30 protein-coding genes are annotated in these 22,614 nt (G+C 62.5%); 10 read left to right on the top strand and 20 right to left on the bottom strand.

What is annotated here, in order from left to right; genetic code table 11:
* Nucleotide 1 precedes the first annotated feature (1 nt).
* The 10 genes from ABID97_RS09935 to ABID97_RS09890 form a co-directional block, all read right to left on the bottom strand.
* The gene (locus ABID97_RS09935) at nucleotides 2-505 is read right to left on the bottom strand and encodes a hypothetical protein (RefSeq protein WP_354398339.1); all 504 of its coding nucleotides are present in this window, start codon (nucleotides 503-505) and stop codon (nucleotides 2-4) included.
* Nucleotides 506-638: 133 nt separating this feature from the next.
* Complete coding sequence (gene glnA, locus ABID97_RS09930; protein ID WP_012746775.1) at nucleotides 639-2,054, bottom strand: type I glutamate--ammonia ligase; 1,416 nt, start codon at nucleotides 2,052-2,054, stop codon at nucleotides 639-641.
* Between the two features lie 140 nt (nucleotides 2,055-2,194).
* Nucleotides 2,195-3,001, bottom strand: a complete 807-nt coding sequence (locus ABID97_RS09925; RefSeq protein ID WP_354398338.1) for a competence/damage-inducible protein A — start codon at nucleotides 2,999-3,001, stop codon at nucleotides 2,195-2,197.
* Nucleotides 2,998-3,873, bottom strand: a complete 876-nt coding sequence (locus ABID97_RS09920; RefSeq protein WP_354398337.1) for an EI24 domain-containing protein — start codon at nucleotides 3,871-3,873, stop codon at nucleotides 2,998-3,000. Before ABID97_RS09920 ends, ABID97_RS09925 begins: the two co-directional genes overlap by 4 nt.
* A gap of 38 nt (nucleotides 3,874-3,911) precedes the next feature.
* Nucleotides 3,912-4,886 (bottom strand): sterol desaturase family protein, encoded by a 975-nt coding sequence (locus ABID97_RS09915; RefSeq protein WP_354398336.1) that lies wholly within the window; start codon nucleotides 4,884-4,886, stop codon nucleotides 3,912-3,914.
* A gap of 10 nt (nucleotides 4,887-4,896) precedes the next feature.
* A complete protein-coding gene (locus ABID97_RS09910) occupies nucleotides 4,897-5,643 on the bottom strand; it encodes a polysaccharide deacetylase family protein (protein ID WP_503012811.1) in 747 nt (248 codons plus the stop codon).
* A 64-nt stretch (nucleotides 5,644-5,707) separates the two neighbouring features.
* Nucleotides 5,708-6,715, bottom strand: coding sequence for a YVTN family beta-propeller repeat protein (locus ABID97_RS09905; RefSeq protein ID WP_354398334.1), 1,008 nt, complete (start codon nucleotides 6,713-6,715; stop codon nucleotides 5,708-5,710).
* Nucleotides 6,716-6,793: 78 nt separating this feature from the next.
* Entirely contained in the window at nucleotides 6,794-7,528 is a 735-nt protein-coding gene (locus tag ABID97_RS09900) for a pseudouridine synthase (RefSeq protein ID WP_354398333.1), read from the bottom strand.
* Between the two features lie 53 nt (nucleotides 7,529-7,581).
* Complete coding sequence (ggt, locus tag ABID97_RS09895; protein WP_354398332.1) at nucleotides 7,582-9,318, bottom strand: gamma-glutamyltransferase; 1,737 nt, start codon at nucleotides 9,316-9,318, stop codon at nucleotides 7,582-7,584.
* Between the two features lie 47 nt (nucleotides 9,319-9,365).
* Nucleotides 9,366-10,961 carry a methyltransferase regulatory domain-containing protein gene (locus ABID97_RS09890; protein WP_354398331.1) on the bottom strand — a complete coding sequence of 532 codons (1,596 nt, stop codon included), beginning with the start codon at nucleotides 10,959-10,961 and terminating at the stop codon, nucleotides 9,366-9,368.
* 347 nt (nucleotides 10,962-11,308) lie between these two features.
* On the opposite strand from ABID97_RS09890, the gene ABID97_RS09885 reads away from it, so the two are divergent.
* The 5 genes from ABID97_RS09885 to ABID97_RS09865 all read left to right on the top strand — a co-directional run bounded on the left by ABID97_RS09885 (nucleotide 11,309) and on the right by ABID97_RS09865 (nucleotide 14,518).
* Nucleotides 11,309-11,704 carry a hypothetical protein gene (locus ABID97_RS09885; RefSeq protein ID WP_354398330.1) on the top strand — a complete coding sequence of 132 codons (396 nt, stop codon included), beginning with the start codon at nucleotides 11,309-11,311 and terminating at the stop codon, nucleotides 11,702-11,704.
* Nucleotides 11,664-12,626, top strand: a complete 963-nt coding sequence (locus ABID97_RS09880) for a hypothetical protein (RefSeq protein ID WP_354398329.1) — start codon at nucleotides 11,664-11,666, stop codon at nucleotides 12,624-12,626. Before ABID97_RS09885 ends, ABID97_RS09880 begins: the two co-directional genes overlap by 41 nt.
* A gap of 417 nt (nucleotides 12,627-13,043) precedes the next feature.
* On the top strand, nucleotides 13,044-13,529 hold the full coding sequence (locus ABID97_RS09875; RefSeq protein ID WP_354398328.1) for a hypothetical protein: 486 nt from the start codon (nucleotides 13,044-13,046) through the stop codon (nucleotides 13,527-13,529).
* 1 nt (nucleotide 13,530) lies between these two features.
* A complete protein-coding gene (locus tag ABID97_RS09870; RefSeq protein ID WP_354398327.1) occupies nucleotides 13,531-14,145 on the top strand; it encodes a helix-turn-helix domain-containing protein in 615 nt (204 codons plus the stop codon).
* 10 nt (nucleotides 14,146-14,155) lie between these two features.
* The gene (locus ABID97_RS09865; RefSeq protein ID WP_354398326.1) at nucleotides 14,156-14,518 is read left to right on the top strand and encodes a hypothetical protein; all 363 of its coding nucleotides are present in this window, start codon (nucleotides 14,156-14,158) and stop codon (nucleotides 14,516-14,518) included.
* Between the two features lie 111 nt (nucleotides 14,519-14,629).
* On the opposite strand, the gene ABID97_RS09860 is transcribed toward ABID97_RS09865, so the two are convergent.
* Nucleotides 14,630-15,223 (bottom strand): ATP-dependent DNA ligase, encoded by a 594-nt coding sequence (locus tag ABID97_RS09860; RefSeq protein WP_354398325.1) that lies wholly within the window; start codon nucleotides 15,221-15,223, stop codon nucleotides 14,630-14,632.
* 408 nt (nucleotides 15,224-15,631) lie between these two features.
* Here ABID97_RS09860 and ABID97_RS09855 point away from each other — a divergent pair, with 408 nt between their 5' ends.
* Both ABID97_RS09855 and ABID97_RS09850 read left to right on the top strand, forming a co-directional pair.
* Entirely contained in the window at nucleotides 15,632-15,907 is a 276-nt protein-coding gene (locus ABID97_RS09855; protein WP_354398324.1) for a hypothetical protein, read from the top strand.
* 670 nt (nucleotides 15,908-16,577) lie between these two features.
* Nucleotides 16,578-16,787 (top strand): hypothetical protein, encoded by a 210-nt coding sequence (locus ABID97_RS09850; protein ID WP_354398323.1) that lies wholly within the window; start codon nucleotides 16,578-16,580, stop codon nucleotides 16,785-16,787.
* Between the two features lie 12 nt (nucleotides 16,788-16,799).
* Here the strand turns inward: ABID97_RS09850 and ABID97_RS09845 are convergent, their stop codons facing one another.
* From ABID97_RS09845 to ABID97_RS09830, 4 genes are all read right to left on the bottom strand, one after another.
* Nucleotides 16,800-17,015, bottom strand: a complete 216-nt coding sequence (locus ABID97_RS09845; RefSeq protein WP_354398322.1) for a hypothetical protein — start codon at nucleotides 17,013-17,015, stop codon at nucleotides 16,800-16,802.
* A 71-nt stretch (nucleotides 17,016-17,086) separates the two neighbouring features.
* Nucleotides 17,087-17,551: a hypothetical protein gene (locus ABID97_RS09840; RefSeq protein ID WP_354398321.1), complete on the bottom strand. Its 465-nt coding sequence runs from the start codon at nucleotides 17,549-17,551 to the stop codon at nucleotides 17,087-17,089.
* Nucleotides 17,552-18,001: 450 nt separating this feature from the next.
* Nucleotides 18,002-18,664, bottom strand: coding sequence for an SOS response-associated peptidase (locus tag ABID97_RS09835; protein WP_354398320.1), 663 nt, complete (start codon nucleotides 18,662-18,664; stop codon nucleotides 18,002-18,004).
* Between the two features lie 30 nt (nucleotides 18,665-18,694).
* Nucleotides 18,695-18,877 (bottom strand): hypothetical protein, encoded by a 183-nt coding sequence (locus tag ABID97_RS09830; protein WP_354398319.1) that lies wholly within the window; start codon nucleotides 18,875-18,877, stop codon nucleotides 18,695-18,697.
* A 72-nt stretch (nucleotides 18,878-18,949) separates the two neighbouring features.
* Here ABID97_RS09830 and ABID97_RS09825 point away from each other — a divergent pair, with 72 nt between their 5' ends.
* The 3 genes from ABID97_RS09825 to ABID97_RS09815 are packed head-to-tail and all read left to right on the top strand — an operon-like array spanning nucleotide 18,950 to nucleotide 19,789.
* Complete coding sequence (locus ABID97_RS09825) at nucleotides 18,950-19,195, top strand: hypothetical protein (protein WP_354398318.1); 246 nt, start codon at nucleotides 18,950-18,952, stop codon at nucleotides 19,193-19,195.
* 8 nt (nucleotides 19,196-19,203) lie between these two features.
* Entirely contained in the window at nucleotides 19,204-19,539 is a 336-nt protein-coding gene (locus ABID97_RS09820) for a hypothetical protein (RefSeq protein WP_354398317.1), read from the top strand.
* Nucleotides 19,526-19,789: a hypothetical protein gene (locus ABID97_RS09815; protein ID WP_354401856.1), complete on the top strand. Its 264-nt coding sequence runs from the start codon at nucleotides 19,526-19,528 to the stop codon at nucleotides 19,787-19,789. Before ABID97_RS09820 ends, ABID97_RS09815 begins: the two co-directional genes overlap by 14 nt.
* Before the next feature lie 22 nt (nucleotides 19,790-19,811).
* Here the strand turns inward: ABID97_RS09815 and ABID97_RS09810 are convergent, their stop codons facing one another.
* From ABID97_RS09810 to ABID97_RS09790, 5 genes are all read right to left on the bottom strand, one after another.
* Nucleotides 19,812-20,201 carry a hypothetical protein gene (locus ABID97_RS09810; protein ID WP_354398316.1) on the bottom strand — a complete coding sequence of 130 codons (390 nt, stop codon included), beginning with the start codon at nucleotides 20,199-20,201 and terminating at the stop codon, nucleotides 19,812-19,814.
* Between the two features lies 1 nt (nucleotide 20,202).
* Entirely contained in the window at nucleotides 20,203-20,976 is a 774-nt protein-coding gene (locus ABID97_RS09805; RefSeq protein ID WP_354398315.1) for a hypothetical protein, read from the bottom strand.
* 177 nt (nucleotides 20,977-21,153) lie between these two features.
* On the bottom strand, nucleotides 21,154-21,531 hold the full coding sequence (locus ABID97_RS09800) for a hypothetical protein (RefSeq protein ID WP_354398314.1): 378 nt from the start codon (nucleotides 21,529-21,531) through the stop codon (nucleotides 21,154-21,156).
* 160 nt (nucleotides 21,532-21,691) lie between these two features.
* Nucleotides 21,692-22,228 carry a lysozyme gene (locus ABID97_RS09795; RefSeq protein ID WP_354398313.1) on the bottom strand — a complete coding sequence of 179 codons (537 nt, stop codon included), beginning with the start codon at nucleotides 22,226-22,228 and terminating at the stop codon, nucleotides 21,692-21,694.
* Nucleotides 22,225-22,527 carry a hypothetical protein gene (locus ABID97_RS09790; protein WP_354398312.1) on the bottom strand — a complete coding sequence of 101 codons (303 nt, stop codon included), beginning with the start codon at nucleotides 22,525-22,527 and terminating at the stop codon, nucleotides 22,225-22,227. Before ABID97_RS09790 ends, ABID97_RS09795 begins: the two co-directional genes overlap by 4 nt.
* Nucleotides 22,528-22,614: the final 87 nt, after the last annotated feature.

The following is a 22,614-nucleotide window of genomic DNA, read 5'->3' as shown; positions in this document are numbered from 1 at the left end:
CTTACTGCCTGGCCGGGAGGCGGCCGAGTTCGCGGCGGATGCCTGCGATGTCGCTCTCGTTGCGCGCCAGCTCGGCCTTCATCTCGGCCACGCGATCGAGGTATTTCTGGTAGTTGCGGCCTTCGCTGCCCTGCTTCTCGGGCTCGCCGTTGTTGAACTCCTTCTGCAGCTCGGCCTGGCGGGCCTCGGCCTTCTTGAGTTCGGACTCGAGCACCGAGCGGGCTTCGCCATCGCGGGCGCGCTGGTCGACACCCTCCACGCGCGGGCTGCCAGCCGGCGTGCGCGCAGCAGCCTGCCCGGAACCGCTGCTCGCGGAACCGCCGCCCGAAGGCTTGGTGCCCTGCACGACGGTGACGTTGCCGCCTTCCAGGACCTTGCAGCCCTTTTGCTGCGCGACGGTCGCGTTGTTTGTGTATTCATTGCCGCAGCGCCACACGCGCTCCTGGGAGAGCGCGGGCAAGGCAGCGAGCGATGCAGCCAGAAAAATCAGTGAGGCAATCTTCATGAATATCGGTGGTGGCGCGTCAAAGGTGCATTTTCCCGCAATTCGACCGTGTTGGTGACAAGATGTTCCGCACCAACGAAAAAGGACGGCCGAAGCCGTCCTTTTGTCTTGATTCCCCCTCAGGGGTTCGCCCTTAGAGCGAGTAGTACATGTCGAATTCCACCGGGTGGGTCGCCATGCGGAAGCGCGTGACTTCCTGCATCTTCAACTCGATGTAAGCGTCGATGTAGGCATCGGTGAACACGCCGCCCTTGGTCAGGAACGCACGGTCCTTGTCGAGGTATTCCAGGGCCTGGTCGAGGCTGTGGCACACGGTCGGGATCAGCGCGTCTTCTTCCGGCGGCAGGTGGTACAGGTCCTTGCTGGCGGCTTCGCCCGGATGGATCTTGTTCTCCACGCCGTCGAGGCCGGCCATCAGCAGTGCGGCAAAGCCGAGGTACGGGTTCATCAGCGGATCGGGGAAGCGTGCTTCGACACGGCGGCCCTTCGGGTTGGCCACGAACGGGATGCGGATCGAGGCCGAACGGTTCTTGGCCGAGTAGGCCAGCTTCACCGGGGCTTCGAAGCCGGGCACCAGGCGCTTGTAGCTGTTGGTGCCGGGGTTCGTGATGGCGTTCAGGGCACGGGCGTGCTTGATGATGCCGCCGATGTAGTGCAGCGCGAAGTCCGACAGGCCTGCATAGCCGTCGCCGGCGAACAGGTTCTTGCCGTCCTTCCAGACCGACTGGTGCACGTGCATGCCGGAGCCGTTGTCGCCGACGATGGGCTTGGGCATGAAGGTGGCGGTCTTGCCGTAGGCGTGGGCCACGTTGTGGATCACGTACTTCTGCAGCTGGACCCAGTCGGCGCGCTGGACCAGCGTGCTGAACTTGGTGCCGAGTTCCATCTGGCCGGCGTTGGCCACTTCATGGTGATGCACTTCGACCGGGATGCCGAGCGATTCGAGCACCAGGCACATCTCGGAGCGCATGTCCTGAAAGCTGTCGACCGGGGGCACCGGGAAGTAGCCGCCCTTGACCGCCGGACGGTGGCCCGTGTTGCCGTGCTCGTATTCCTTGTCGGTGTTCCACGAGGCTTCTTCGGAGTCGATCTTGACGAAGCAGCCCGACATGTCGTTCTTCCAGCGGACGCCGTCGAAGACGAAGAATTCGGGTTCCGGACCGAAGTAGGCGGTGTCGCCGAGGCCCGATGCCTTCATGTACGCCTCGGCGCGCTTGGCGAGCGAACGCGGATCGCGCTCGTAGGCCTTGCCGTCGGCGGGATCGATCACGTCGCAGGTCAGGATCAGCGTCGTTTCTTCGAAGAAGGGGTCGATGTTGGCGGTGTTGGGGTCGGGCATGAGCTGCATGTCCGAAGCTTCGATTCCCTTCCAGCCAGCGATGGACGAGCCGTCGAACGCGTGGCCCGAGGTGAATTTGTCTTCATCGAAAGCCGAGACGGGCACGGTCACGTGCTGCTCTTTGCCGCGGGTGTCGGTGAAGCGGAAGTCGATGAACTTGACCTCGTTTTCCTTGACGAGCTTGAGTACATCGGCGACGGTCTTTGCCATCAGTTTCTCCTGAGTTGGATGGTGGTTAGGAATACAGGGACGAGGGATGCAGTTTCTGTGCCATTGTCGCCCGTTCGGAACTGGCTCCGGCGCGGGCGGCAAACCCCAAAAAAAGGCGTGGAATCACTGTTTTGGTGCATTCAAGAGGGCCGCACCAATTCCGGGCCAAGCCTCGCATCATAGGCGTGCAGGCCCTCGATCAGCTGCGCATAGGCGGCGTCGAGCCGGGCGGCATCCCCCTTGACACCGAGCTCGATGTGCCGGCCGTACTCGGGATGGTCGACGCTCGGGAGGCTGAACACCTTGATGCCCGGGTGCGCCGCTTCGATGGCCTCCATCAACGGTGTGAGCGTGGCTTCCATGGCACCGAAGACGATGACGGATTTTTCGGTGCCCTGCCCACTGGTGAACAGGTGCGCATAGCGGCTGTCGAGCACCGATTCAATCATCGGCCATGCCATGACCGGAAACCCGGGCACGAAATGGACGTGATCGACACTGAAGCCCGGAATCTTGTTGTACGGGTTGCGGATGATCGTCGCGCCCTTCGGGAACACACCCATGTTGAGGCGGTGGATGTTGTCGGGCCGGTCGGGCTCGTAGGCAATGCCCTGCTCGCGCGCCGTGTCCTGCATGCGCTCGCGGATCAGCAACTCGGCCTCGGGATGCAGTTCGAGTGGCAGGCGAAGCGCCTTGGCGGCGCACTGCCGCGTGTGGTCGTCGGGCGTGGCGCCGATGCCGCCGGTTGAAAAGACAATGTCCCCCGACGCAAAGGCCCGGCCCAGCGCCGCCGTGATGCGCGTGGGCTCGTCGCCCACGTATTCGGCCCAGCCGAGCTGCAGGCCGCGCGCGGCCAGCAGTTCGATGACCTTGGGCATGTGCTTGTCGGCACGCTTGCCCGAAAGAATTTCGTCGCCGACAACGATCAGGCCGAATGCGCGGGTCATGGGGATTTCCACTGAGAAAGAACGGCCTGGTCGGCCTCGAGGGCGGGTGTGCCTTCGGTTGCCGCGGCAGAGGCGCCACGCTGTGCACGCAACTGCGCCAGGGCATCGAGGCAGTAGTGGCCGAACCAGAGTGCGGAGAAAGCAAACACCAGCGTGTAGATCCAGATGGCGAGCGGCACCAGCACGAAGAAGGCGGCGGCAAACAAAAGGCCCGATGCCCAGACGATGCTGGGCGCGGCGCCCAGGTAGCCGCACAGCACGCCGATGCACAGGAGCGGCAGCCGGTGGGTTCGCAGGATGGTGGCCCGTTCTTCGGGGCTTGCATGTTCGGCCAGCGCATCGAAGCTCATCACGCGGTAGGTGAGCCAGCCCCAGATCAGCGGCGGGAGCACCAGCACCAGCGGCGGAATGAGCCACAGCGGCATCGAGACCACCAGCGCCACCAGCGCGAGCACGGTCACGGCGAGAGAGCGCGCCACGCTGCCGAAGAAAGAAGCGCCCTTCTTGCGTTCGAGCGCAGGAAAGCGGCGCAGCGCCACCAGGGCCGTGAGCGGGGGCGCCATGAGGCCGGCCACGATCAAGAGCGAGACGACGACGATGGCCGGCGTGGCGGCGACCACGACCACCAGCGGCGCGAGCACGGCTGTGGCGTCGCCCGAGAACAGGCGGCCGATCCAGCCCCAGAAGCTCGACAGCAAGGGCCAGGCATCGAGCGCCTCGCGCGTCCAGGCCACGGTGGCGTCCCAGAAGAAATAGCCGAATCCTGCGGCCAGCAACACCATCAGGCCCAGGGGCAGCAGCGACAGCACGATCACGCGCGGCAGCATGCAATAGGCGACCGCGCGCCAGAAAGAGTCGAGGAGCAGGCGCATTGGGTGCGAAGGATAACCGGCCCGGTGGTCGGCGGCGCTCAGCCGCGGCCAACCATCCGCTTCAGGCCGAGCCACTGCTGGGTCCAGAAGCCGCTGCCGTAGTCGCGCACCCTGCCATCGGCACCGGGCTCGACCTGGTCGCGGATGCCGGTCGGGTCGTAGCGCTCCTCGAAGTTGGCGGTCCGAAAGAGCATGTCCCACCACGGCAGCAGCACGCCGAAGTTGTGCCCGCCCAGTGTGTTTGCGCCGTGCGATTCATGGCCGAGGCCGATGCTGTGGTGCAGCCTGTGGAAACGCGGGCTGATCCACAGCCGCTCGCCGATGGCGCCGAAGCCGAGCTTCAGGTTGGCATGCTGGAGGCTTTCGCTGAGCTGCGTGAAGGCCACGAAGGCAATGAACTGGCCCGGTGCCACGCCGATCAGCTGCGCCACGATGACGATCAGGGTGTCGTGCACGATGTCGTCCAGCAGGTGGTTGCGATCGTCGCTCCACATGGTCATCTGGCGCTGCGAATGGTGCAGCGAATGCAGTCCCCACCACCAGTTGAACCGGTGCTGGCCGCGGTGGATCCAGTAGCCGACGAAGTCGAGCACCACGAGGTAGATCGCAAACGCGACCCACGGCACGTCGGTCACGCCGGGCCAAGCCTCGTCGAGATGGAAGGTGCCCCAGCCCGCAGTGCGCAGGCTCCCGATGGCCTCGTCGAACAAGGGCTCGAGCGTGAAGAACATCGCCAGGCGGAACAAGCCGAGGCGATGGATCAGCGTATAGAGAATGTCGATGCGGATGGCGCGGCGGTCGGTGACCGGCTCGACGGCGCGCCAGCGCTGCAGCGGACCGATGACCGCAAGCAGCACCACCACCTGGATCAGCCCGACCAGCAGCCAGCCGGTGGCATCGAAGGCGTCTTCGGTCCACCCGCCAAGGCCGACCGCATAGACCAGCGGCTGGATCACCATCTCGAAGAACCAGGCCTGAAGCGCGGAGAACGCGTCCGTCAACCAATCGATCACGGCAGATGCCTCAGGGGTGGGACGCGATCCAGGCGCGGTATTGCGGATGCTGGCGCAGGGTTTCGAAGCAGAAACCCTTGGCCTTGAGTCCGACGATCAGCGGCTCGAGGTTGGCCGGCGCCCATGGATCCTTGCGCGACCAGATGCCCAGGTGCGCAAGCAGGATGTCGCCGGGGCGGATGGTCTCCAGCGCCTGCGCCAGGAGCTTCTCGTTGCTGAATTTATCGCTCGGCAGTTCATCGCCCAGAAAGCCGGCCGGCGACCAGCCCACATGCTCGAAACCGCAGGCCTTGGCTGCCGCGAGCAGCCGCGGCGAAGTCTTGCCGCCCGGCGCGCGGTAGAGCGGCAGCGGCTTCTTGCCGGTGATGAGGGCCAGCCGCTCCGACGACTTGGCGATGTTGGCGCAGTACTCGGCGGCGCTCCAGGTGAACTCGCGGCCCGCGAGTGCGCCGGCCGAAGGCTTGATGCGGAAGCTCGGCTCGACGCCCTTGAGGTCGCCGCGCCAGTATGCGTGGTCGTAGGTGTGCGAGGCGAACTCGTTGCCTTCTGCCGCCCGGGCCTTCCACCACGGCGCCCACTGGCTGTCGAGGCTGTCGCCATCGGTCTGCGTGCGCTCGGCGGCCGCAAAGAAGGTGACGCGGACGTTCTGGCGCTTGAGCACATCGGCCACCAGCGGTGCGACGCCCATGTGGCCCGTGTCGAAGGTCAGGTAGACCGGTTTTTCGCAGGAGGCGCCTTGCGCCCAGGCGGCGGGCATGGCGGCGCATGCGACCGCAAGAACGATGCCGGACAGCCCGCGAAGCCGGCTGTGACCCGCCCCCTCAGATTCTTTTCGCATGGTCCAGCGTCCAGACGCCGTGCGGCGAACGCCCGACGTTGACCTGGCGCACGACCTTCTGGGTCGCCAGGTCGACCACGCTGAGCTTCTTGGCCCAGCGCGAGGTGACGTAGAGGGTCTTGCCGTCGGCCGACACGTCCATGCAGTCGGGCCCGCCGGGCACGGCATACGTTGCGCTCACCTTGAGCGTCGCCAGGTCGATCCGGCTGATGGTGTTGGCCACCCGATTGCTCACGAAGACGCTCTTGCCGTCGCCGGCCGAACGGAAGGCGTGCGCGCCCTTGCCGGTCGGGATCTTGCCGACCAGCTTGGGCTCGGCGCCCGCCACGTCGAACACCTGCACGCCGTCGCTGCCCGTGAGGCCGACGAGCAGGGTCTTGTCGCCGTGCACGCCGAAGATGTCAGCCGGCATGGGGCCCGTGGCCATGCGCCAGCGAACGGTCTGCGTGGCCAGGTCGACCGCAATGAGCTCGTCGCTGTCCTGCATGGTCACGTAGGCGATGGTGCTGGTGCCGTCGATCCAGATGTGGCTGGGCGTCTTGCCGGTGGCAATGCGCTTGGCAAGCTTCAGGTCCTTGCCATCCCAGCGGTAGACGTCGACGTGGTTGAGCCGGTTGCCGGCCGTGACGAACCACTTCATGTCGCGCGAGAACTGCAGCTGGTAGGGATCGATGATGCCGTAGACCACGCGCTGCACTTCGGCCGTGCGGGGGTTGAGGAAGGTCAGGGAATCGCCCGCCGAGTTGGCCACGATGACCGACTTTTCGTCCGGCGTCATGTAGATGTGGTGCGGCTCCTTGCCGGTGGCGATGCGTTGCTTCTCGGACCAGTCGGCCGGATTGATCACGCTGACGCTGGCATCCAGCGAGTTGAGCACGAAGATCGGCGGGGGTTCCGCAGGCGCTGCGCCGGCGGCTTGGGCCGCCCAGACCGTCAGGCAGGAAAAAAAGAAGGCCGCCAGGCGGCCGTTCGGTCGGGCAAGGAATCGCAAGGGAGAAGTTCCGGAAGAGTGCTGTCGATTATCAACGTCCGGACCTAACGGCTGGCTGACCGGCAGGTTAGCAATGGCCTATCCCGGTGTTTTTTCACGCAGCGCCGCAACCTGTTCGGCGCTGAGCCAACGCCACTGGCCGGGCGCAAGGTCCGGGGGCAGCACCAGTTGCCCGATGCGCGAGCGGTGCAGGCCTTCGACCCGATTGCCGACGGCCGCCAGCATGCGCTTGACCTGGTGGTATTTGCCTTCGGTGAGCGTGAGCCGCAGCTGCAGCGGGCTGTCCGACTCGCAGGCGGCCGCACGAACGGGCTTGGGATCGTCGTCGAGCACCACGCCGGCCAGCAGCCTGGCGACCTGGGCTTCGTCGATCGGATGCTTGGCCGTGACCTCGTACACCTTGGGCACATGGTGCTTGGGGGAGCCCATCTTGTGGATGAACTGGCCATCGTCGGTCAGCAGCAAGAGCCCGGTCGTGTCCTGGTCGAGCCGCCCAATGGCCTGCACGCCCTGCACTGCGCCCTTGTTGGGCCGCAGCCGCAGCGGAGAAGGCAGGAGCGTATAGATGCTCGGGTAGGTCGAGGGCTTCTGCGAGCACTCGGTACCGGCCGGCTTGTGCAGCATCAGGTAGGCCTTCTCGTGGTACGCCCACTCGGTGCCCTGGACCGTGAACAGCAGGCCTTCGGGATCGAGGTCGGCGAACGGATCGTCCGCGGTCTTGCCGGCGATGGCCACGTGGCCTTGCTGGATCAGGCCCGCGCACACGCGCCGCGTGCCAAAACCCTGGGAATAAAGAATGTCTTGAAGGTGCATGGAATGAAAAAGGCGGCCGCGCCGACAAGGCATGGCCGCCCGAGTGTGCAGGATCAGTACCCCGCGGCCAGGCCGGTGTTGCGTCGCGGGTCGTTCGCGCCGTAGAAACGGTTGGCGCCCACGGGCTTTCCGCCCAGCGACGGCGCACCGACGATGATCGCCGCCATGTGGTTGGCCGGCTGCGGCACGCCGAGGTTGTGGCCCATGTCGGTCAGCATCTTGCGGGTGTCGGGGCTCAGCGCAAAGGTTTCGACGTTGGTCACGTCGGGCAGCCATTGCTGGTGGAAGCGCGGCGCATCGACGGCTTCCTGCACGTTCATGCCGTAGTCGACCACGTTCAGGATGGTGTGCAGCACCGCCGTGATGATGCGGCTGCCGCCCGGCGTGCCGACCACGAACACCGGCTTGCCGTCCTTCGACACGATGGTCGGACTCATCGAGCTCAGCGGACGCTTGCCCGGGGCGATGGCGTTGGCTTCGCCCTGCACCAGGCCGTACATGTTCGGCACGCCGATCTTGGCGGTGAAGTCGTCCATTTCGTTGTTCAGCAACACGCCGGTCTTGTCGGCCGTGACCTTGGCGCCGAACCAGTCGTTGAGCGTGTAGGTCACCGCCACTGCATTGCCCCACTGGTCGGTGATGGAGTAGTGGGTCGTGTTGCTGCCTTCGTGCGGCGCGACACCGGGCTTGATGTCCTTGGAGACGCCGGCCTTCCTGGGATCGATGGCGGCGCGGATCTTCTCGGCGTAGCCCTTGTCGAGCAGGCGCTCGAGCGGGTTCTTCACGAAGTCGGGGTCGCCCAGGTAGCTGTTGCGGTCGACGTATGCGTGGCGCATGGCCTCGATCTGGTAGTGCACCGACTCGGCCGAGCGGAAGCCCAGGTCCTTGAGCGGATAGCCCTCGAGGATGTTGAGCATTTCGCAGATGATCACGCCGCCCGAGCTCGGCGGCGGCGCCGACACCACACGGTAGCCGCGGTAGTCGCATTCGACCGGCGCCAGCTCGCGCGTCTTGTATTGGTCCAGGTCGGCCTGCGTGATGATGCCCTTGCCGGCCTGGCTCGATGCCACGATGGCCTGCCCGACCCAGCCCTTGTAGAAGCCGTCGACCCCCTTGGCGCTGACGGCGCGCAGCGTCTTGGCGAGGTCTTTCTGCACCAGCTTCTGTCCGACCGCGAAGGGCTCGCCCTTGTTCAGGAAGATGGCGCCGGAGACGGGGTCTTTCTTGAAGTCGTTGGTGGCGGTGCGCAGCATGTCGATGTCGCCCTGCTCCAGCGCAAAGCCCTTGTCGGCCAGCTGGATCGACGGGGCGATCAGGTCGGCGCGCTTCATGGTGCCGTATTTCTCGCGCGCGTACTCCATGCCCGAGACGGAACCGGGCACGCCCACCGCCAGGTGTCCGTTGGTGCTCAGCCCCTTGATGACGTTGCCGTCCTTGTCGAGGTACATGTTGGCGGTCGCGGCCAGGGGCGCCTTCTCGCGGAAATCGAGAAAGGTCTTGCGGCCATCGGCCAGCTGCACGGTCATGAAGCCGCCGCCGCCGAGATTGCCCGCAGCCGGGTACACCACCGCCAGTGCGTAGCCCACGGCCACTGCCGCATCGACCGCGTTGCCGCCGCGCTTGAGCACGTCGACACCGACCTTCGTGGCCAGGTGCTGGGCGCTCACGACCATGCCGTGCTCGGCCGCGACCGGCGCCTGCGAGGCGGCGTTGGAAGCGCTTGCGCCCGCCAATGCGAGTGCGGCCGCTACCGCGGCGCGCAAGCTTGGAGTCCAGTTGAATTGCTGCATGGAGAAAGTCCCTCGTTGAGTTCGATGGTGGAAGGCGGAGGATGGTGTCAGGCAACGAGCAGGGCCTTGCGCCACAAGTCCTGCAAGCCGAGTGCCACTTGTTTGAGCGCGAATTGCTTCAACGCCGGAGCGTCGGCGAGCGGCTGGTCGCCGTGGACGAATCGCAGGCGCTCGGCACGCACCTCGTTGACGAGGTGGTCGGCCAGCGCATCATGGGAATGCGCGCCATCGAGCAGCGGCAACAGGCTGCGCTCGAGCGCGGTGAGTGCGACGGACTCGTGCCACTGGTTGCAGGCGCTGGCCGAATTCCCGGCGGACAACGCGATGCCCGGGGCGGTTCGCACCGACGGCAGCGCGACGGGCCACGCCGACACTTCGGCGGCGACGTGCACCGGTGTGCGGCGGATACGCACGGCGCCAAGGATCAGCAGCTCTTCGAGCATCGACATGACGAGCGGCTCGACCGTGGCGCGCGGCTCGCCAGTGGCGCCGGTCACCGCGGCAATCAGCGCTTCGGGCGACGCAGTGGCCGGATAGCGGTTATCGAGCGCCTGCGCCAGGGCCTTGTGCACCGGCAGGCGCAGCGTCACCGTGATGTTGCGCAGTGCCTTGCACGGCTGCTCGCGCGCATCGAGCGTCAGCGCGCCGCCGTCCGCGGGCGAGAACAGGCCGGCATATTCGAGACCGCGAACGCGCACCGGGTCGAGGCGAAAACGGATGTCGCCGCCACGGCCCTGCTTCACCAGCAAGGTCTGGCGAAAGATGCGATTGACCAGGAAGTCGAGGTACTGCTCCATCAGGACCTGGCTGCCGCCGCACTCGCGCAGCAGCGGCTCGCGAACCTTGTCGCCGTAGTTCTGCACGAACATGGACGAGGGTTCGGCGTCCCCGAGGTAGGCCAGTCCGCGTGCCTCGGCGCGGGCGGCAAACTCCTTGAAATAGCAAGGCGCATTGCAGGGCTCGAGGAACTCGTGCAGGAGGTAGTCGCTGCTGGAGCGGCGCACGATCGGCATGGTTTCGTCGAGCGTCTTCTTGAGGACGCTGTCCGGACGGGCCGATTGCTCGAGAAATTCGAGCATGCCGCGCGCATAGGACAATTTTTCTTCCGGCGTGTCGCGCGGCCCGCCGCGCAGGATCATCGCGTCGCGCACGATCTCCCTGGCCTTCCAGCCCGGGTAAACGTTGTAGCTGACATAGGCCACGCCGTCGGGCGCCAGGTTCTCGCAGCAGATGCGAAGGATCGCATCCTGCACCGGGCCCGGCACCCAGCTGTAGACGCCGTGGCAGACGATGTAGTCGAACTGGCCGAAGGATGCATCGACCTGCGCGAGGTCGAACACCCGCAGCGCCACGTTCGCCAGTGCGGCGCGCGAGATGGCTCCGGCGCCCTGCGCCACCTGGACCTTCGAGAGGTCGAGTCCCAGCGCGCTCGCCTGCGGATGCCGCGCCGCGAAAGGAATCAGGTTGCCACCGGACGCGCACCCGAGCTCCAGCACGCGCGCAGAGGCCGGCGGCGGCGCCTGCAAACCGAACAGGTAGGCGATGGCTTCCAGGTGCTCGACCGCGGTTTGCGGGAACGGGTGCGATTCATAGGGCACCGCGTCGTAGTAGCTCGTGAGCGTGGAAGTCAGCGAATCGGGCACGGCGTCCTTTGATGTCGGATCTGGGGCGATCGCAGCCGAAACCTTGCACGAAGGCAAGAGGTTGCGGCGCGGCAGCGCCCGGTGACTATAGCCGTGCGTCAGGGCAAAAAAAAGCCAACCTGTGCCAGGTTGGCTTTTTTGCGATGGATGGTGGAGCTGGGGGGATTTGAACCCCCAAGCGAACGGCTGCGAGGCCTTTATATATGCGGCTCTCCAGCATCGACCGGAAAAACGTGTGAGAAACGAGTGAATTCCAAGGCTCCCCGATGGCCTCGGGTGCCTGCCAGGCAGAGCCTGCGAAACCGGCTCTCTAGGATTGGCGCCCTCCTCGTCAATCACCCGTTCCGATGGCCGCCAAAGAAAAGCGCTTTCCGAGAGCAGCGTTCACCAGGAAGCTGATCCGGATCTGCGAGCGCCTCGACGCTTGCAGCACCCACGCCCTCTCCTTCCAACACTGGTTCTTCCTCAAGCCGGAGTCCGCCACATCCACCGCAACCAAGCTGTGGGTCGTCGGCTCCTACGCGAGAGGCGCGCTCCAGTGCGGCGATCTGGACCTCGTCATGGAGGTGCACACGGTGGGCGGCGAGCCCCCAGAACGAAAGCTGATGCGGGCCTTTCTGGGCGCAGCCCCTTTCGTGCGCTGCTACGCGTGGGACGCCCGAAAAGAACTCGTCCGGGATCGAGTTTCCGAATCCGAGACTCTTGTGGACCGGGCCGGGCTGCGACTGGAGGGCGGCCATTGATGCGATTGCGCCGGATCTGAGCGCCGGCCGAGCAAAGCGGCCGATCGACGCATTGCCGTTCCGCGTCGAGCAGCTCGACGCTCAGATCGAGCACCTCGAGGAACTGCTGAAGCTGAGGCGCAAAGGGCTCATCGAGTGGAACTTCGTGGCGTTCGATCGGAAAGCGCTCTCGCCGATGCTTCCATGGGCTTTCAAGCATTCCGAGGAGTACGTAGCCAGAGCCATCGAACTGGAGATGGCAGGCAAAAAGACTCTCCAGCTCCTGCCGGCGCTCACGCGCACGATGCGGAAGATCGAGCCGCATGGTGTCTGGCACTCCGACTACGGCCGCCTCAGGAACCTTTGGTGCGGCGGGACGTTGCTGCGACTCGGACGCCCACACGTCAGCACGCACTGCTTGGACGACGAGCCCCGACTTTGGCAGCTCGGGATCGCCCCTCACCTCTCAGCGCGCGGGCCCAATGGCGTCTGGCTTATCCGCCGCGGCCGCAAGCATCCCGACACCTTGGCCCTGGATATGGCGAACTTCAGAGCGTTCTACCTGGTCGAGGACGGCGCCCCTTTCGTCATCACATGGGTTGGCCACGATGGAGACTATGACGACACTACAGTGCTTGACCTCTTCGCCACGCGTGAGGAAGCGCTGCAGGACCTCGAAGATTGGCAAGACGACGTTGAGCCGAGCGACCGAGCAAACTTCGAGGTCGCTGAGGTCAGCGGGAGCGCCCTGCTGCGGCTCACGGGTTTGTGCGACGTCCTGCGGGCTGGTGAAATCGAACTGGCGATGACGTACCGAGGAAGGGAATTCGCCGGCCTGGAGCAATCATCGACTCTCGCCGAGATAGTCACGGCGTTGGAAGCGTTAGCATGCGCCGGCGCTCCCGCTTCAAAGATTCAAGCCGCGGGCAACACACCCCAATGAAACAGATCCGTCTCTGCTGGCGCCCTGACGTCGTAGGTCACGAGTACCCGCCGAGCCTCTGCGCGGGCGAATGGATGGAGGCGGACTTTGATGCCCGACGGCACATGAGGCGCGTTCTGAAGTTGGCGCTTGAGGCGGGCGGACCGGGATCACATTGGGTCGAGAAGAGGGAAGCTCCCGCGCCCTTGGTGATCAATCAAGACCGCCTGCCGTGAGGTCGAGCCATAGAAGGTCGTTACCTGCGCGATAGCTTAGAAGAGCCTAGCCAGACGGCTCGAGTCTCACCGCAACCTTGAGCCTTGGTCGACAGGTAGACGTGGGCCGCCTGCGCATGTAACGATCAGGGGTCTGTAACTTCGCTGACGAGTCTTAGCTCTGGAAGGGGGAGACAAGCGATTCACTTATAAGTTAACATGCATGACGATCTTCTTCAAGAGGCTCAAGGTCGGACATCCCGAACCGCTTTCCATGCCGCCAGACGCGGCCAACTCGTGGAAGACCTATACCGTTTTGGAGAGTCGGCAACCTCAATCTTGCATGACGCGCGCAGACATTGCAGCTCTCAATTCCAATGACCGTCAGGACGCTCGAACCTCTTTTATTGCGTTGGTGAATCGAGCACAAACAGGCGAGCCGCTAACAGCCCTGTATGACAAAACAAGATGTCACGAGGCCTTTACCTTTAAGCCCTTTGGAAACAGTCCGAATACCGTAAAGGTGTGGCGAATATGGGGAGCAGGCGCTATACGGATGTATTTTATTTATCACAATAAAAATATTATTTTGCTCCGCACTATGGCCAAACGAACTCAAAAACTCAGCAAAGGCGATATAGGCGAAATAGGAACCATCGCCAAATCGGTACTAAATGCATTTCAGAGTCTGAGTTTACGGATCGTATAGTATGAACAATTCCAGATCCGCCCTCGTTTCGAACGCTAGCATCGATACGGAAGAAGATATGTTTGCAGATCTTCCTCCACTCGATCCATTCGTCGTAAAAAAAGACCAGATCGCAGCTCACTTAGCGGCGCTCCTGTCCCATTCTGGGAAAACCCGCACCGAAGTTGCAGAAGCACTTGGCTGGAAGAAAAGCAGAGTTACTAGCGTTCTTTCTGGGAAGAGTAATCTCACCGTTAGGACTATCTGGGATTTTTGTTCCTCATTATCATTTGATTTTGATGTGGTTTTCCGCAGCGCTTGGCAACCAGTTGCTTCGCAGCCTTGGCAGCAACACTCCAAGGCCGAAGCTTCTCTTTTGTCCGCGATAACCGCCGGGTTCCCAGTCGTTTCCTTTGAGGAACATACGCCCGAAAAGATTGCCGCCGACGTAAAAAGTGGTACTAACTATGATACTTACATGACCATCTCGTTCAGTGCCGATGCAAATAGAACCTCGGACGAGATTGCCAATCGCTCTCTTCTTCTTGATCTCGTACCGCATAACATTTCGGCGTCTGATTATTATTTTTTGGACAAGATTAAGCCTGAACTTGACATAGTCCCACCTAACAGATAGCGCACTTAATATGACTGATGAGAACACCGCAGAGAAAGCAAAATTCGTTTTAGTGCCGGGTTCGGCAGAAAATGCACCGGTTTATTTTTTTGACGGCGTTGCTGGAATAGCGCTCGGTCCTTCAGTTTGTCGCATGCAGTTTCACCAAGTCGTAGCGCCCAGTTCTGCGGAGAAGGCAGAGGTGCGCAAAGTTATCGTCAATGCTGTGATTCCGACAGCAGCTCTTGTTGAACTGTGCGTCAACACGCTCGCAGCGATCTCGAACAATGCGCCTGCCCTCAAGAACGTAATGGATTTGCAATCCGAACAGATGTTCAGCTCCCTTCCTAAATCCACGAAACCGAAAGACGGAAGCCGCGCTTCCAAAAAATAAGGGCGTCGAGCTGGCGAGCTTTCGGACTGAAAGCGCATGAGGCCAGCCGTGCTGGCAATCCGACCTCCGCACGCTGCGCATTCCTGTGCAGCCGGCTGAGTTACGCCTCGCTCAACGCTTGAACCGCTCAGCCGGTATCGCGCCCTTCCGCTTCACCTTCACCCAGTCCCTTGAGCGGACGCCAGGCAGATAGACGCTGTCGGCTCTCTTCGCCACGAGCCCTTCCAGCTTCAGCGGGATCACGGCGTCTTTGAACAGCTGGGCGGCGCCGCTCTCGAAATGGCCGACGTACATGAGAGAGGGTCGTGGATGCTTGAGGATCTTCGCCAGCGCGGCCTTGCGCTTGAGCAGCGGCTGCTGGGTGATGTCCACGCCGCGGTGCACCAGCAGATCGAAGATGCAGTAGACGACCGTGGGGGCCCCGGGATACCGGCCGCGCCGGCGTGCCCGGTCTTGCAGCTGGTTGAAGTCACTTCGGCCGATCTCGTCGAGCACACAGACCTCCCCGTCCACCACGCAGTGCCCGTTCCTCAATTTGGTCAGATCGTGCGTGACCTCAGGGAACCAAGTCGTGGCGTCGATGCCGTTGCGGGTGCGCAGCTGCACCGAGCCGTCGAACTCGGCCAGCACACGGTAGCCGTCCATTTTCAGCTCGTAGATCCAGCCGGGCTGATCCAGGTCGAACGGCCTCTCGTCGAGCAACATGGGCTGAAGTTCGTCTAACTTGACCATGCAGGCACGCTGCACCGGAGCGAAGTCTTCTCATGTAAGTCGAAATCGCTACTTAGACCGACAAGCGTGGGCTTGAACTACCCCGCGACAACGCCGCAGGAGGCGCGGCAACCAATCGTTGCAATTGCAGCATTTCGTTCTGCTTTTTAACGAGTTGTTGGTTACCCACCTGCGCTTCCATGCGCCCTCGGGTTGCGCCAAGATCAGCGCACCTGCCCCAAAAAGACAGCGAATGTTTTCTCGATGGCGATGCACATCGTGCACCGGATCGACCCGTCCTCGGGAAGACCTTTCAGAGCCTCCAGAGCCCAAAGCTTGGAGGCTTTGTTGGTTCAGATCGGCAGATGCAAAGAACACCAAGAATTTGTCCCGGAGGATCAAATGCCACTCTCGTTCCTGTCCCGGCTGCAAAGGGTGCAGTTGCCTGTCAGCGTGACGGACCCAGAAGAGATCCGAAAAGTGACAGTGCTGATTGCTACCGGCTTGATCGAGGCCGAGTTCAACGTCGTTAGGTCGCACGAGGTGCGCGACGCAAACCCGGTGCCTACGGTAACTCGCATCACGGAAGATGGCCTGGCCGAGCTTGCAACGGCCGACGCGTCACGCTCGTTCGCCCGGCCTTTAATTCGATTTTCGGGCGGCTTGCGTTTGATGTGATCTTCACGTCAAACTCCACCTCATGTGGAAACCTCACAAGCACATCGGTGCAGGAAGTCCCTTGTCTAGCGCAGACGCGTGGCGGCACGAATTCATTAATGAGCTGTACCACCGCTGCAATGGTGCGGTCAATCGCGAATGGCTGGAGCAACTCTTTGCGGCGCTCTACCCGCTGAATGGCGACCGGGATCCACGCCAAGCTGCGCGAAGTAGCCTTCATTGCGCTCGGCTTCAATTTTCCAAGCGGCTACGACGAGCACTAGCCGCAAAGGCACACTGCTGCTTGAGACCTTCTGCTGGTCTGCCGCGCAAGCAGAGACGCACGTAGATGTGAGCAATCTTTCTCATGCAGAGCCCTTGGACTCCGACTCCGAACACTCAGAAGCAGCGCGTGAGCCGCGCACGACTGTGGAACTGGCAACAAAGGCCAAGACACTCAAGGCCGAGGTGAAACTGTTGGCGGAAGAGACGTTGATCCTGCGTGCTCAGGCCCGAACAATCCGCGCCGAATTGGCTACAGCGCTCTCGTCGCCGTCCGGCGGCTTGACCAGATCGCGGATTCCTCGAAGCTGTAGGAAGGTCGATTCCCACACCAACGGTGGCATGTAGGCGGCAGTCAGCGCCGAAGGGGGCAGAAGAATCGAAAGAACTCTCAACGAAGAGAACTGCCGTGCTGCCCATCGACTATCTCCACGAAATAGAACACGCGACCTTCCCGCTGGAAGAGTCGGACCCGGCCCGGGTCAAGTGCGTCGAGATGCTGCGCGCGGTTAACTATGTGGACGCGAGCATCACAACCCCCTCCGATCGGCAGCCGCGGGCCAGCGTGAAACGAATCACCTGGGTCGGACGTACAGCGCTAGAGAACCACCGAGGGTAGAGCGCTTGAATGCTATGGTTGTGAACTTCGGAGACGGTTGAGCTGCGCTCGCCCCTGTGGTGTGATGCGAAGGATCACGCCGCCGTCAGTGGAGCTCTCGGGACCCGGCAGGTTCGCTTCAATGAGCTCGGCGGCGGCCAACACCGCCGCGCACTGGATGTCCGCCTCGTCGCGAATCGCCAGGGGGAAAGAGGCGTCCTCAATGCGACGCAAAAAATTCATTGGCATCGTTTCTCCTGGGTTCCCAGCCCAAGGAACCTTCCCGGGGCGGCCAATCTCTCCGCCGAACATGCCTGGCTTTAACGGATTTTGCTAGTCCTGCTAGGGGCCGTGAATCTCGGTGGATGGGCGTCAATTTCCGCAGCCTCCTCATGTGAGCAAAGTCTCAACTCGGGCGCACGACCCACGGCGACATAATTGGTAGAGATCGCCTTGAGGACGGCCAGCACCATGGCGTCGTCATTGCCGACCGGAACCCCGTTGATCTGGTCGCAGATCCGTTTTGCCTGCTTGTATTGAAGCTCTGTGATTTTCGCGGCGTACGCGACCCGTCGAGTGGCCCATTCGGACACTTCGACCGGAGAATCGTCACTCATCTGCTTGCCTTCGCGAGGTCCCTCGCGGCACATAGGCCAGCCTGAAGTGCCGCCATTCGGCGAATCGTTCCTGGCCCCACTACCTCCGGCGTGTTCCCCGTTGCCGCTGTTGATGGTGTCGCTTCCGGCCATGCCGGCGAAAAGGTCGCTTCCATTGGAGTTGGTCATTTGCTTCCTTGGTGAACGCCGAAGCCCGGCGCGTGTCGTCTCGACGCCTCATTGGATCGCGCCGAAGGCAAAAGCACATGGAAGAAATGTCCTTTCCTGCTCGCTCGATAAGTACCGCAACGGCAGTGAAGAACTGGGACGTTTGTCCTGGAAGTCTGACTGGTAAGCGGTACTACCAAATGTGTACAACTTTGCTCGGGGTTGACCCCGGATACGCGAAGCTCAGAGGGAAAGTTCTCCACCATTGCGGTGGATAAGACGGTGGAAAAGCCTGTGCTCATCACCGGAGAACGTTGCCACGGCTGAGTCGTGGTGCGATGCCCGGAAAAGCAGCATCTCAGGCCGGCCGACCCATTTTCCTTTTTCGACGGAGTACCTCGTAGCGCTACCCGGAAAGTGTTGAGGTAGAAGCACTGCGCTGTAGCGGACAGGGAAGGCGGTGGCGCGCTACTAGGCCGGGATGGGACGGGCGTCGAACACCTCGACCGGGGTGAGGTTCAGGAGCGTCTTTGCCTGTTCGACAGTGCCGGCCAGCCAAGCGTCGAACTCGTGCGCTTCGAGCGGGATCACCGACCGCTTGTCCTGCTTGTCGGGCGCCAGCTTCGGATCGGGCTTGTGCATGCGGCTCATCAGTGGGTGCGCATCAGCGTTGATCGTGAGCATCGTGTAGCTCTCGTGGATCTCGCCCGTGGCCTTGTCGGTCCATGTGTTCCACAGCCCCGCGAGGCCCCAGGGCGCCCCGTCCGCGCGCCTGAACTGCCACCAGACGTTCATTCCCGTTTCCCAGTTCGGCTCGTCGAATGCCGCGGCCGGAATGATGCAGCGCTGTCCCCGCTTCCATGGGTCCTTGTAGCTGACCTTCACCTCGAGCTCTTCGCTGCGCGCGTTGTTGGTCGGGTACTTCAGCTTCGGCTGTTTGGCGAACCACGGGATGAGGCCCCACTGCCCCGTGACCAGTTCCCGTTCATAGCCCGTCACGTCCTTGGCCCGGCGGATGAACGGCCCCTGCGTGCGGGGGTAGACCGCCTTCACCCAGCCCGGCGGGCTGTTCTGGCGGACATGCCAGAAGCTTTCGATCTCGTACTCATCCGGGGAGATGTAGCGGTTGCACATGGCCAGATTCTGTGTCCTGGGCGCGCCCTGTCACTCGGTGATTGGCCGCAGCCACTCGACGGCCGCTGCCTCGGGCGGCATCGATCGCAGCCGTTCGTCGCGCCACAGATCCCGTGCGACATCCTCCAGTTCGAGGGGGTCAACGGTATGCCACTGCTGCTGCAGCCGGTGCGCGCAGGCGGCGATCCAGAGGTTGGAAGGAACGCTTTCCATGCGTTCATTTTAAGAAAACTACTGTATATTTGTACAGCACCAAAGTGTTACCCGCCGACCCCCGAAGACCCCATGCCCGAGCCTCCCATCGAAGAAGAAATCGCCCAGATGGCACGACGCGCAGGAGAACTTGCCGACGGCGAAGCTCTGCGCCCGACGCTGCTGGATTTCGCCGATCTGGTGTCGGGCCGTTGCGCCAGGACCGGCGACCTGTACGGCGACTGGGACCGGAACGCGGGCGACCATATCCGTGCGGTGATGCACGGGATCCCGGGCCTGCTGCCCAAGGCGCCCAAGAATGACAGTGAGCCGGTATGAGAGTCAGGATGCGTCCGCGATACCGCGGCGGCACCTTGCTGAGCAAGCGGGAGTTCGTCGACCAGCCGTGGCTGTCCGGGATGTTGACGCTGCGGCCGGTGGAAGGACGAATGCAACTCGGCTTGTGGAACTCGGGACCCGGTGACGTCGCGCCGCCGCTGGGCGTGCTCTGGCGGCCCGAAGTAGTCGCCTGCGCACTCGACACCATCAGCTTCGCCGGGACTGAACAAGTAGGCGGGCGGTGGTGCTACCAAGTCTGGTACTGCGAGGCCTATGGCCTGCCCTCTCCCCTCTCGCGGGAACTGATGGAAGCAGCCGCGAAAATGAACCATGAGTCAAACTGAATTTTTCTCCGAGCCCCCCACCATTCTCCGCATGCCGTCTTGGCTCGGGAGCCACGTACACGAAGAACGCGAGTTGCCCCTGGCGCCCGGTGACTACAAGGTGACGCCGGGAGACCGATGGACCGTCATTTCGCTGAAGACCAATGAGGTCGTGTATGACGGAATCGGTCCCGTGGAGCTACTGCGCGAGCGCTCTACCGTCAAAATCCAGACGAGACAACCCGATAGCTTTCTTTTGCCAATGCGCTGACTACAGGCGCGCGAGGAAGACGCTACAGAGAAACAATTTTTCTCGCAGAAGCCAACGCAGTCCGCGCTTCGTAGGCGTTGACCGTTCGACTGAGCTTGTAGTCGGCCACAACCCGATCAGCGTGAAGATTCCTTAGAGCCAAGCCGCGCTTCTTGGAGCTTTCCTGCAAGTCTTTGCTAAGACTTTGGTCGGGATTCAGCAATCTGAAAGCAAGCTCCACGTGCGTGCCGCGTTCAAGGAATTTAGGTGGGAGATGACCTTGGGCGGGAAGCGAAGAATGCCACTCTAGGCAGTCGTGAAACGCCGCGTAATAGGACCTTGCTACGGCTGCGCGCACGAATGCTTCAATGCCTTTTGTCGCTTTGGTCATCTCCGAAGCACAATCGAGAATGTCTTGCGAAACGATGGGCATTTCAAGCCTCGACCGATTCAGCAGCGCCGACGAAAGCAACGGAGAGCGGCACAGCTTCAAGCCCTAGCTCAACGATGCGTTTCGAAACGTCGGCCGTAAGCGCCGCCGCATCTTCCGGAGAAACATCAATCAAATATCGAATCGCCAAGAGTTCCATTTCCTCATCGAAATGATAGCGGGGCGACTCATTCAGCCAGAACAATCTTTGCTCACGCATCACAGCCCCGGCAACATCTAGAACTTGCGAGTATTGCTCATCTCCAAAACCGGAGGACGATGCGGCTCGCACCATAGCCTGTATGTCTCCGATGTCTTCGACCGCAGTGAGATCCAGTTCTGCCTTTCGCGCCTGCTCTAAGAGTTCTCCAACAAATTGAAATGCACCGGTTGATACAGCCGAAGGCAATCCAATCGTGATGTTACTTTTCTGAATGGAAACCACCATTTTGCAGAACGCAGCAGCCTTGGACGGATAGCCTAGATTTAGATAGGCGGGTATCGAACAAGCGGCAATTTCGTCTTCGGTCGCTCCATGAGTCCGAGCGCGTTCGTACATCGCGTTCGTCGTCTTCAGGTCTCCAGTCAGGTGATACACCGAGGCCATCGTAAAAAAGGCCTCTTTCCGTCCAGCAGGCATCGCGTTTGCCAACTCGTCTAACCATCCGACGACTCTGGGGTCCGATGGCTCCAGATAGCGAGGTACGTCTTGCAGCAGCAGGCGACTGACCTCCTTGTCGATCCGAGATGTAACTTTCGCTGGAACTGGGGCAATCATCGGCGGATTGTGGACCATTCCGGATGTTGGTCATGCTTCTAGCTTATTCCACGACCTGCGAGCTATCGGGGCCAGGCATCGATTAGCCCTCCCCGCTTCGCTTTCTCACATCCGTATGCACCAATCCACAGCGTGGTCCACGCTTCCAGCTCTCTCTGGGGCGCTGGCTCTGCTAGGTCATCGGGCGCTGGACACGGGCTCGTGAACGCTACAGGCGCCGGGTCGATCTTCGCGGGCGCACGCTGCTGCGCCGTTGAGCAGGCGCACAACGCGAGGGGCAACAAGGCAGCCAGTGCCAGACGATGGAACATCGCGAATCTCCTTGACGGTTTTGGTGATGAAGCGGTCCCGGTAGACCGTCTGCGCCGCGTGCTTTTCTTCAGCCACGCGCGCGCGGCCTCGATTCGATTCGCGTTGCAGCTCCGCCCGGGCTTGGTATTCGGCTTGCGAGCGGTCGTAGCCGGCCCGGTCGGCGGTGTGCCAGAGCTTCCAGAAGCCAGCGATCAGCGCTAGCACGACCAGCCCGACGGCCACGAGTTTTGCAGTCAGGCTCATATCGTCCTCCTGCCAGAGCAAAGCCGGCACTGAACGCGCGAGGGGATGCCCAGGAACACGCGGTTGCAGTCGCCGCAAACATTCCAGGTGGTGCGCTGGTCGAAGTCCTCGGGCCAGTCGCGCGGCTGGGCTGCGGCCTGGCGTTCGGCGAGGTCGGAGGTCACTTCGAGCCCCAGTGCAGGCACAGCTCTTCGCCAGTGCCGCGGCGATCGACGAGACCGTTCAGCGTCACGAGTTCGCCTTTCACCCTGCCCTTCACCCAGCGCGAGAGTTCGTCGCATCCGCCCTCGATGTCGCCGGCATTGAACTTCGCGCGCAAGGTGGAACCGAGCGTGGCGGGATTGGCGCCCAAGTTGTAGAACCAGTCGATCAGCGCGGCCTGCTGCCACTTGTTCAGCTGGTCGTAGCTGGTGATGTAGCGGCGTGCGGCGGCCTCAGCGATGGCGAGGTGCTTTTCCTCGAGCGCCCGGCATTCGGCCGCGGTGTAGCGCCTGGTCGGGATGACCTCGGGACCGGTCACGCCACGGCAGACCGTCCACACGCCGCCCGTGTCTTTGTATGGCACCGAGAGCACCACGCCGCTCGGCTGCCGCACTGTCGGGCCCTCGCCTTCGTACCAGGCCTGCAGCACACCAGCGATGGCCAACGTTCCCGCGCCGCCGGCCGCGAGCAGGCGGTTGCGAAGGGTCGGGTTCATTTGATGCTCGGCGGCACCGCAGTGCCCGCTTTGTAGGCTGTGTACAGGCTCACCACGGCAGCGATCGCACCAGCGATGTAGCCCAACGGCCGCGCGAACTTGCCGATCCAATTGAGCACCTTGAAAGCGCCCTTCAGATTCTCGAAGGCTTCGACCAGCTCGGAGGTGTTGGTCTCGATGCGCTTCGTCGCTGCGGTGTTGTCGGCGAGCTCGCTCTTGAAGGTGCCGAAGCCGTTCTCCAGGTTGCCGACGCGATCGTTGAGCTCTCCCCAGTCGGTGGTGGTGGGGTCGTTCGTCACGATGTCTCGGAGGTTGCGATTCATAGGGCTCCAGGCAAAGAAAAACCCGCCGAAGCGGGTTGGGTTGGGTTGGGCAAGCGTCCAGCA

The organism is Variovorax sp. OAS795 (assembly GCF_040546685.1).
Taxonomy (GTDB): Bacteria; Pseudomonadota; Gammaproteobacteria; order Burkholderiales; family Burkholderiaceae_C; genus Variovorax.
The sequence above is the reverse complement of the archived record's forward strand: the minus strand, read 5'-3'. Positions and strand labels throughout refer to the sequence as shown.

What these genes read in the sequence shown, in the direction of transcription:
- ABID97_RS09935 (WP_354398339.1), bottom strand. Translation starts at nt 505, where the DNA reads ATGAAGATTGCCTCACTGATTTTTCTGGCTGCATCGCTCGCTGCCTTG.
- glnA (WP_012746775.1), bottom strand. Translation starts at nt 2,054, where the DNA reads ATGGCAAAGACCGTCGCCGATGTACTCAAGCTCGTCAAGGAAAACGAG.
- ABID97_RS09925 (WP_354398338.1), bottom strand. Translation starts at nt 3,001, where the DNA reads ATGACCCGCGCATTCGGCCTGATCGTTGTCGGCGACGAAATTCTTTCG.
- ABID97_RS09920 (WP_354398337.1), bottom strand. Translation starts at nt 3,873, where the DNA reads ATGCGCCTGCTCCTCGACTCTTTCTGGCGCGCGGTCGCCTATTGCATG.
- ABID97_RS09910 (WP_503012811.1), bottom strand. Translation starts at nt 5,643, where the DNA reads ATGCCCGCCGCCTGGGCGCAAGGCGCCTCCTGCGAAAAACCGGTCTAC.
- ABID97_RS09900 (WP_354398333.1), bottom strand. Translation starts at nt 7,528, where the DNA reads ATGCACCTTCAAGACATTCTTTATTCCCAGGGTTTTGGCACGCGGCGC.
- ggt (WP_354398332.1), bottom strand. Translation starts at nt 9,318, where the DNA reads ATGCAGCAATTCAACTGGACTCCAAGCTTGCGCGCCGCGGTAGCGGCC.
- ABID97_RS09885 (WP_354398330.1), top strand. Translation starts at nt 11,309, where the DNA reads ATGGCCGCCAAAGAAAAGCGCTTTCCGAGAGCAGCGTTCACCAGGAAG.
- ABID97_RS09875 (WP_354398328.1), top strand. Translation starts at nt 13,044, where the DNA reads ATGACGATCTTCTTCAAGAGGCTCAAGGTCGGACATCCCGAACCGCTT.
- ABID97_RS09870 (WP_354398327.1), top strand. Translation starts at nt 13,531, where the DNA reads ATGAACAATTCCAGATCCGCCCTCGTTTCGAACGCTAGCATCGATACG.
- ABID97_RS09865 (WP_354398326.1), top strand. Translation starts at nt 14,156, where the DNA reads ATGACTGATGAGAACACCGCAGAGAAAGCAAAATTCGTTTTAGTGCCG.
- ABID97_RS09860 (WP_354398325.1), bottom strand. Translation starts at nt 15,223, where the DNA reads ATGTTGCTCGACGAGAGGCCGTTCGACCTGGATCAGCCCGGCTGGATC.
- ABID97_RS09855 (WP_354398324.1), top strand. Translation starts at nt 15,632, where the DNA reads ATGCCACTCTCGTTCCTGTCCCGGCTGCAAAGGGTGCAGTTGCCTGTC.
- ABID97_RS09845 (WP_354398322.1), bottom strand. Translation starts at nt 17,015, where the DNA reads ATGCCAATGAATTTTTTGCGTCGCATTGAGGACGCCTCTTTCCCCCTG.
- ABID97_RS09840 (WP_354398321.1), bottom strand. Translation starts at nt 17,551, where the DNA reads ATGACCAACTCCAATGGAAGCGACCTTTTCGCCGGCATGGCCGGAAGC.
- ABID97_RS09835 (WP_354398320.1), bottom strand. Translation starts at nt 18,664, where the DNA reads ATGTGCAACCGCTACATCTCCCCGGATGAGTACGAGATCGAAAGCTTC.
- ABID97_RS09830 (WP_354398319.1), bottom strand. Translation starts at nt 18,877, where the DNA reads ATGGAAAGCGTTCCTTCCAACCTCTGGATCGCCGCCTGCGCGCACCGG.
- ABID97_RS09825 (WP_354398318.1), top strand. Translation starts at nt 18,950, where the DNA reads ATGCCCGAGCCTCCCATCGAAGAAGAAATCGCCCAGATGGCACGACGC.
- ABID97_RS09820 (WP_354398317.1), top strand. Translation starts at nt 19,204, where the DNA reads ATGCGTCCGCGATACCGCGGCGGCACCTTGCTGAGCAAGCGGGAGTTC.
- ABID97_RS09815 (WP_354401856.1), top strand. Translation starts at nt 19,526, where the DNA reads ATGAGTCAAACTGAATTTTTCTCCGAGCCCCCCACCATTCTCCGCATG.
- ABID97_RS09810 (WP_354398316.1), bottom strand. Translation starts at nt 20,201, where the DNA reads ATGCCCATCGTTTCGCAAGACATTCTCGATTGTGCTTCGGAGATGACC.
- ABID97_RS09805 (WP_354398315.1), bottom strand. Translation starts at nt 20,976, where the DNA reads ATGATTGCCCCAGTTCCAGCGAAAGTTACATCTCGGATCGACAAGGAG.
- ABID97_RS09800 (WP_354398314.1), bottom strand. Translation starts at nt 21,531, where the DNA reads ATGAGCCTGACTGCAAAACTCGTGGCCGTCGGGCTGGTCGTGCTAGCG.
- ABID97_RS09795 (WP_354398313.1), bottom strand. Translation starts at nt 22,228, where the DNA reads ATGAACCCGACCCTTCGCAACCGCCTGCTCGCGGCCGGCGGCGCGGGA.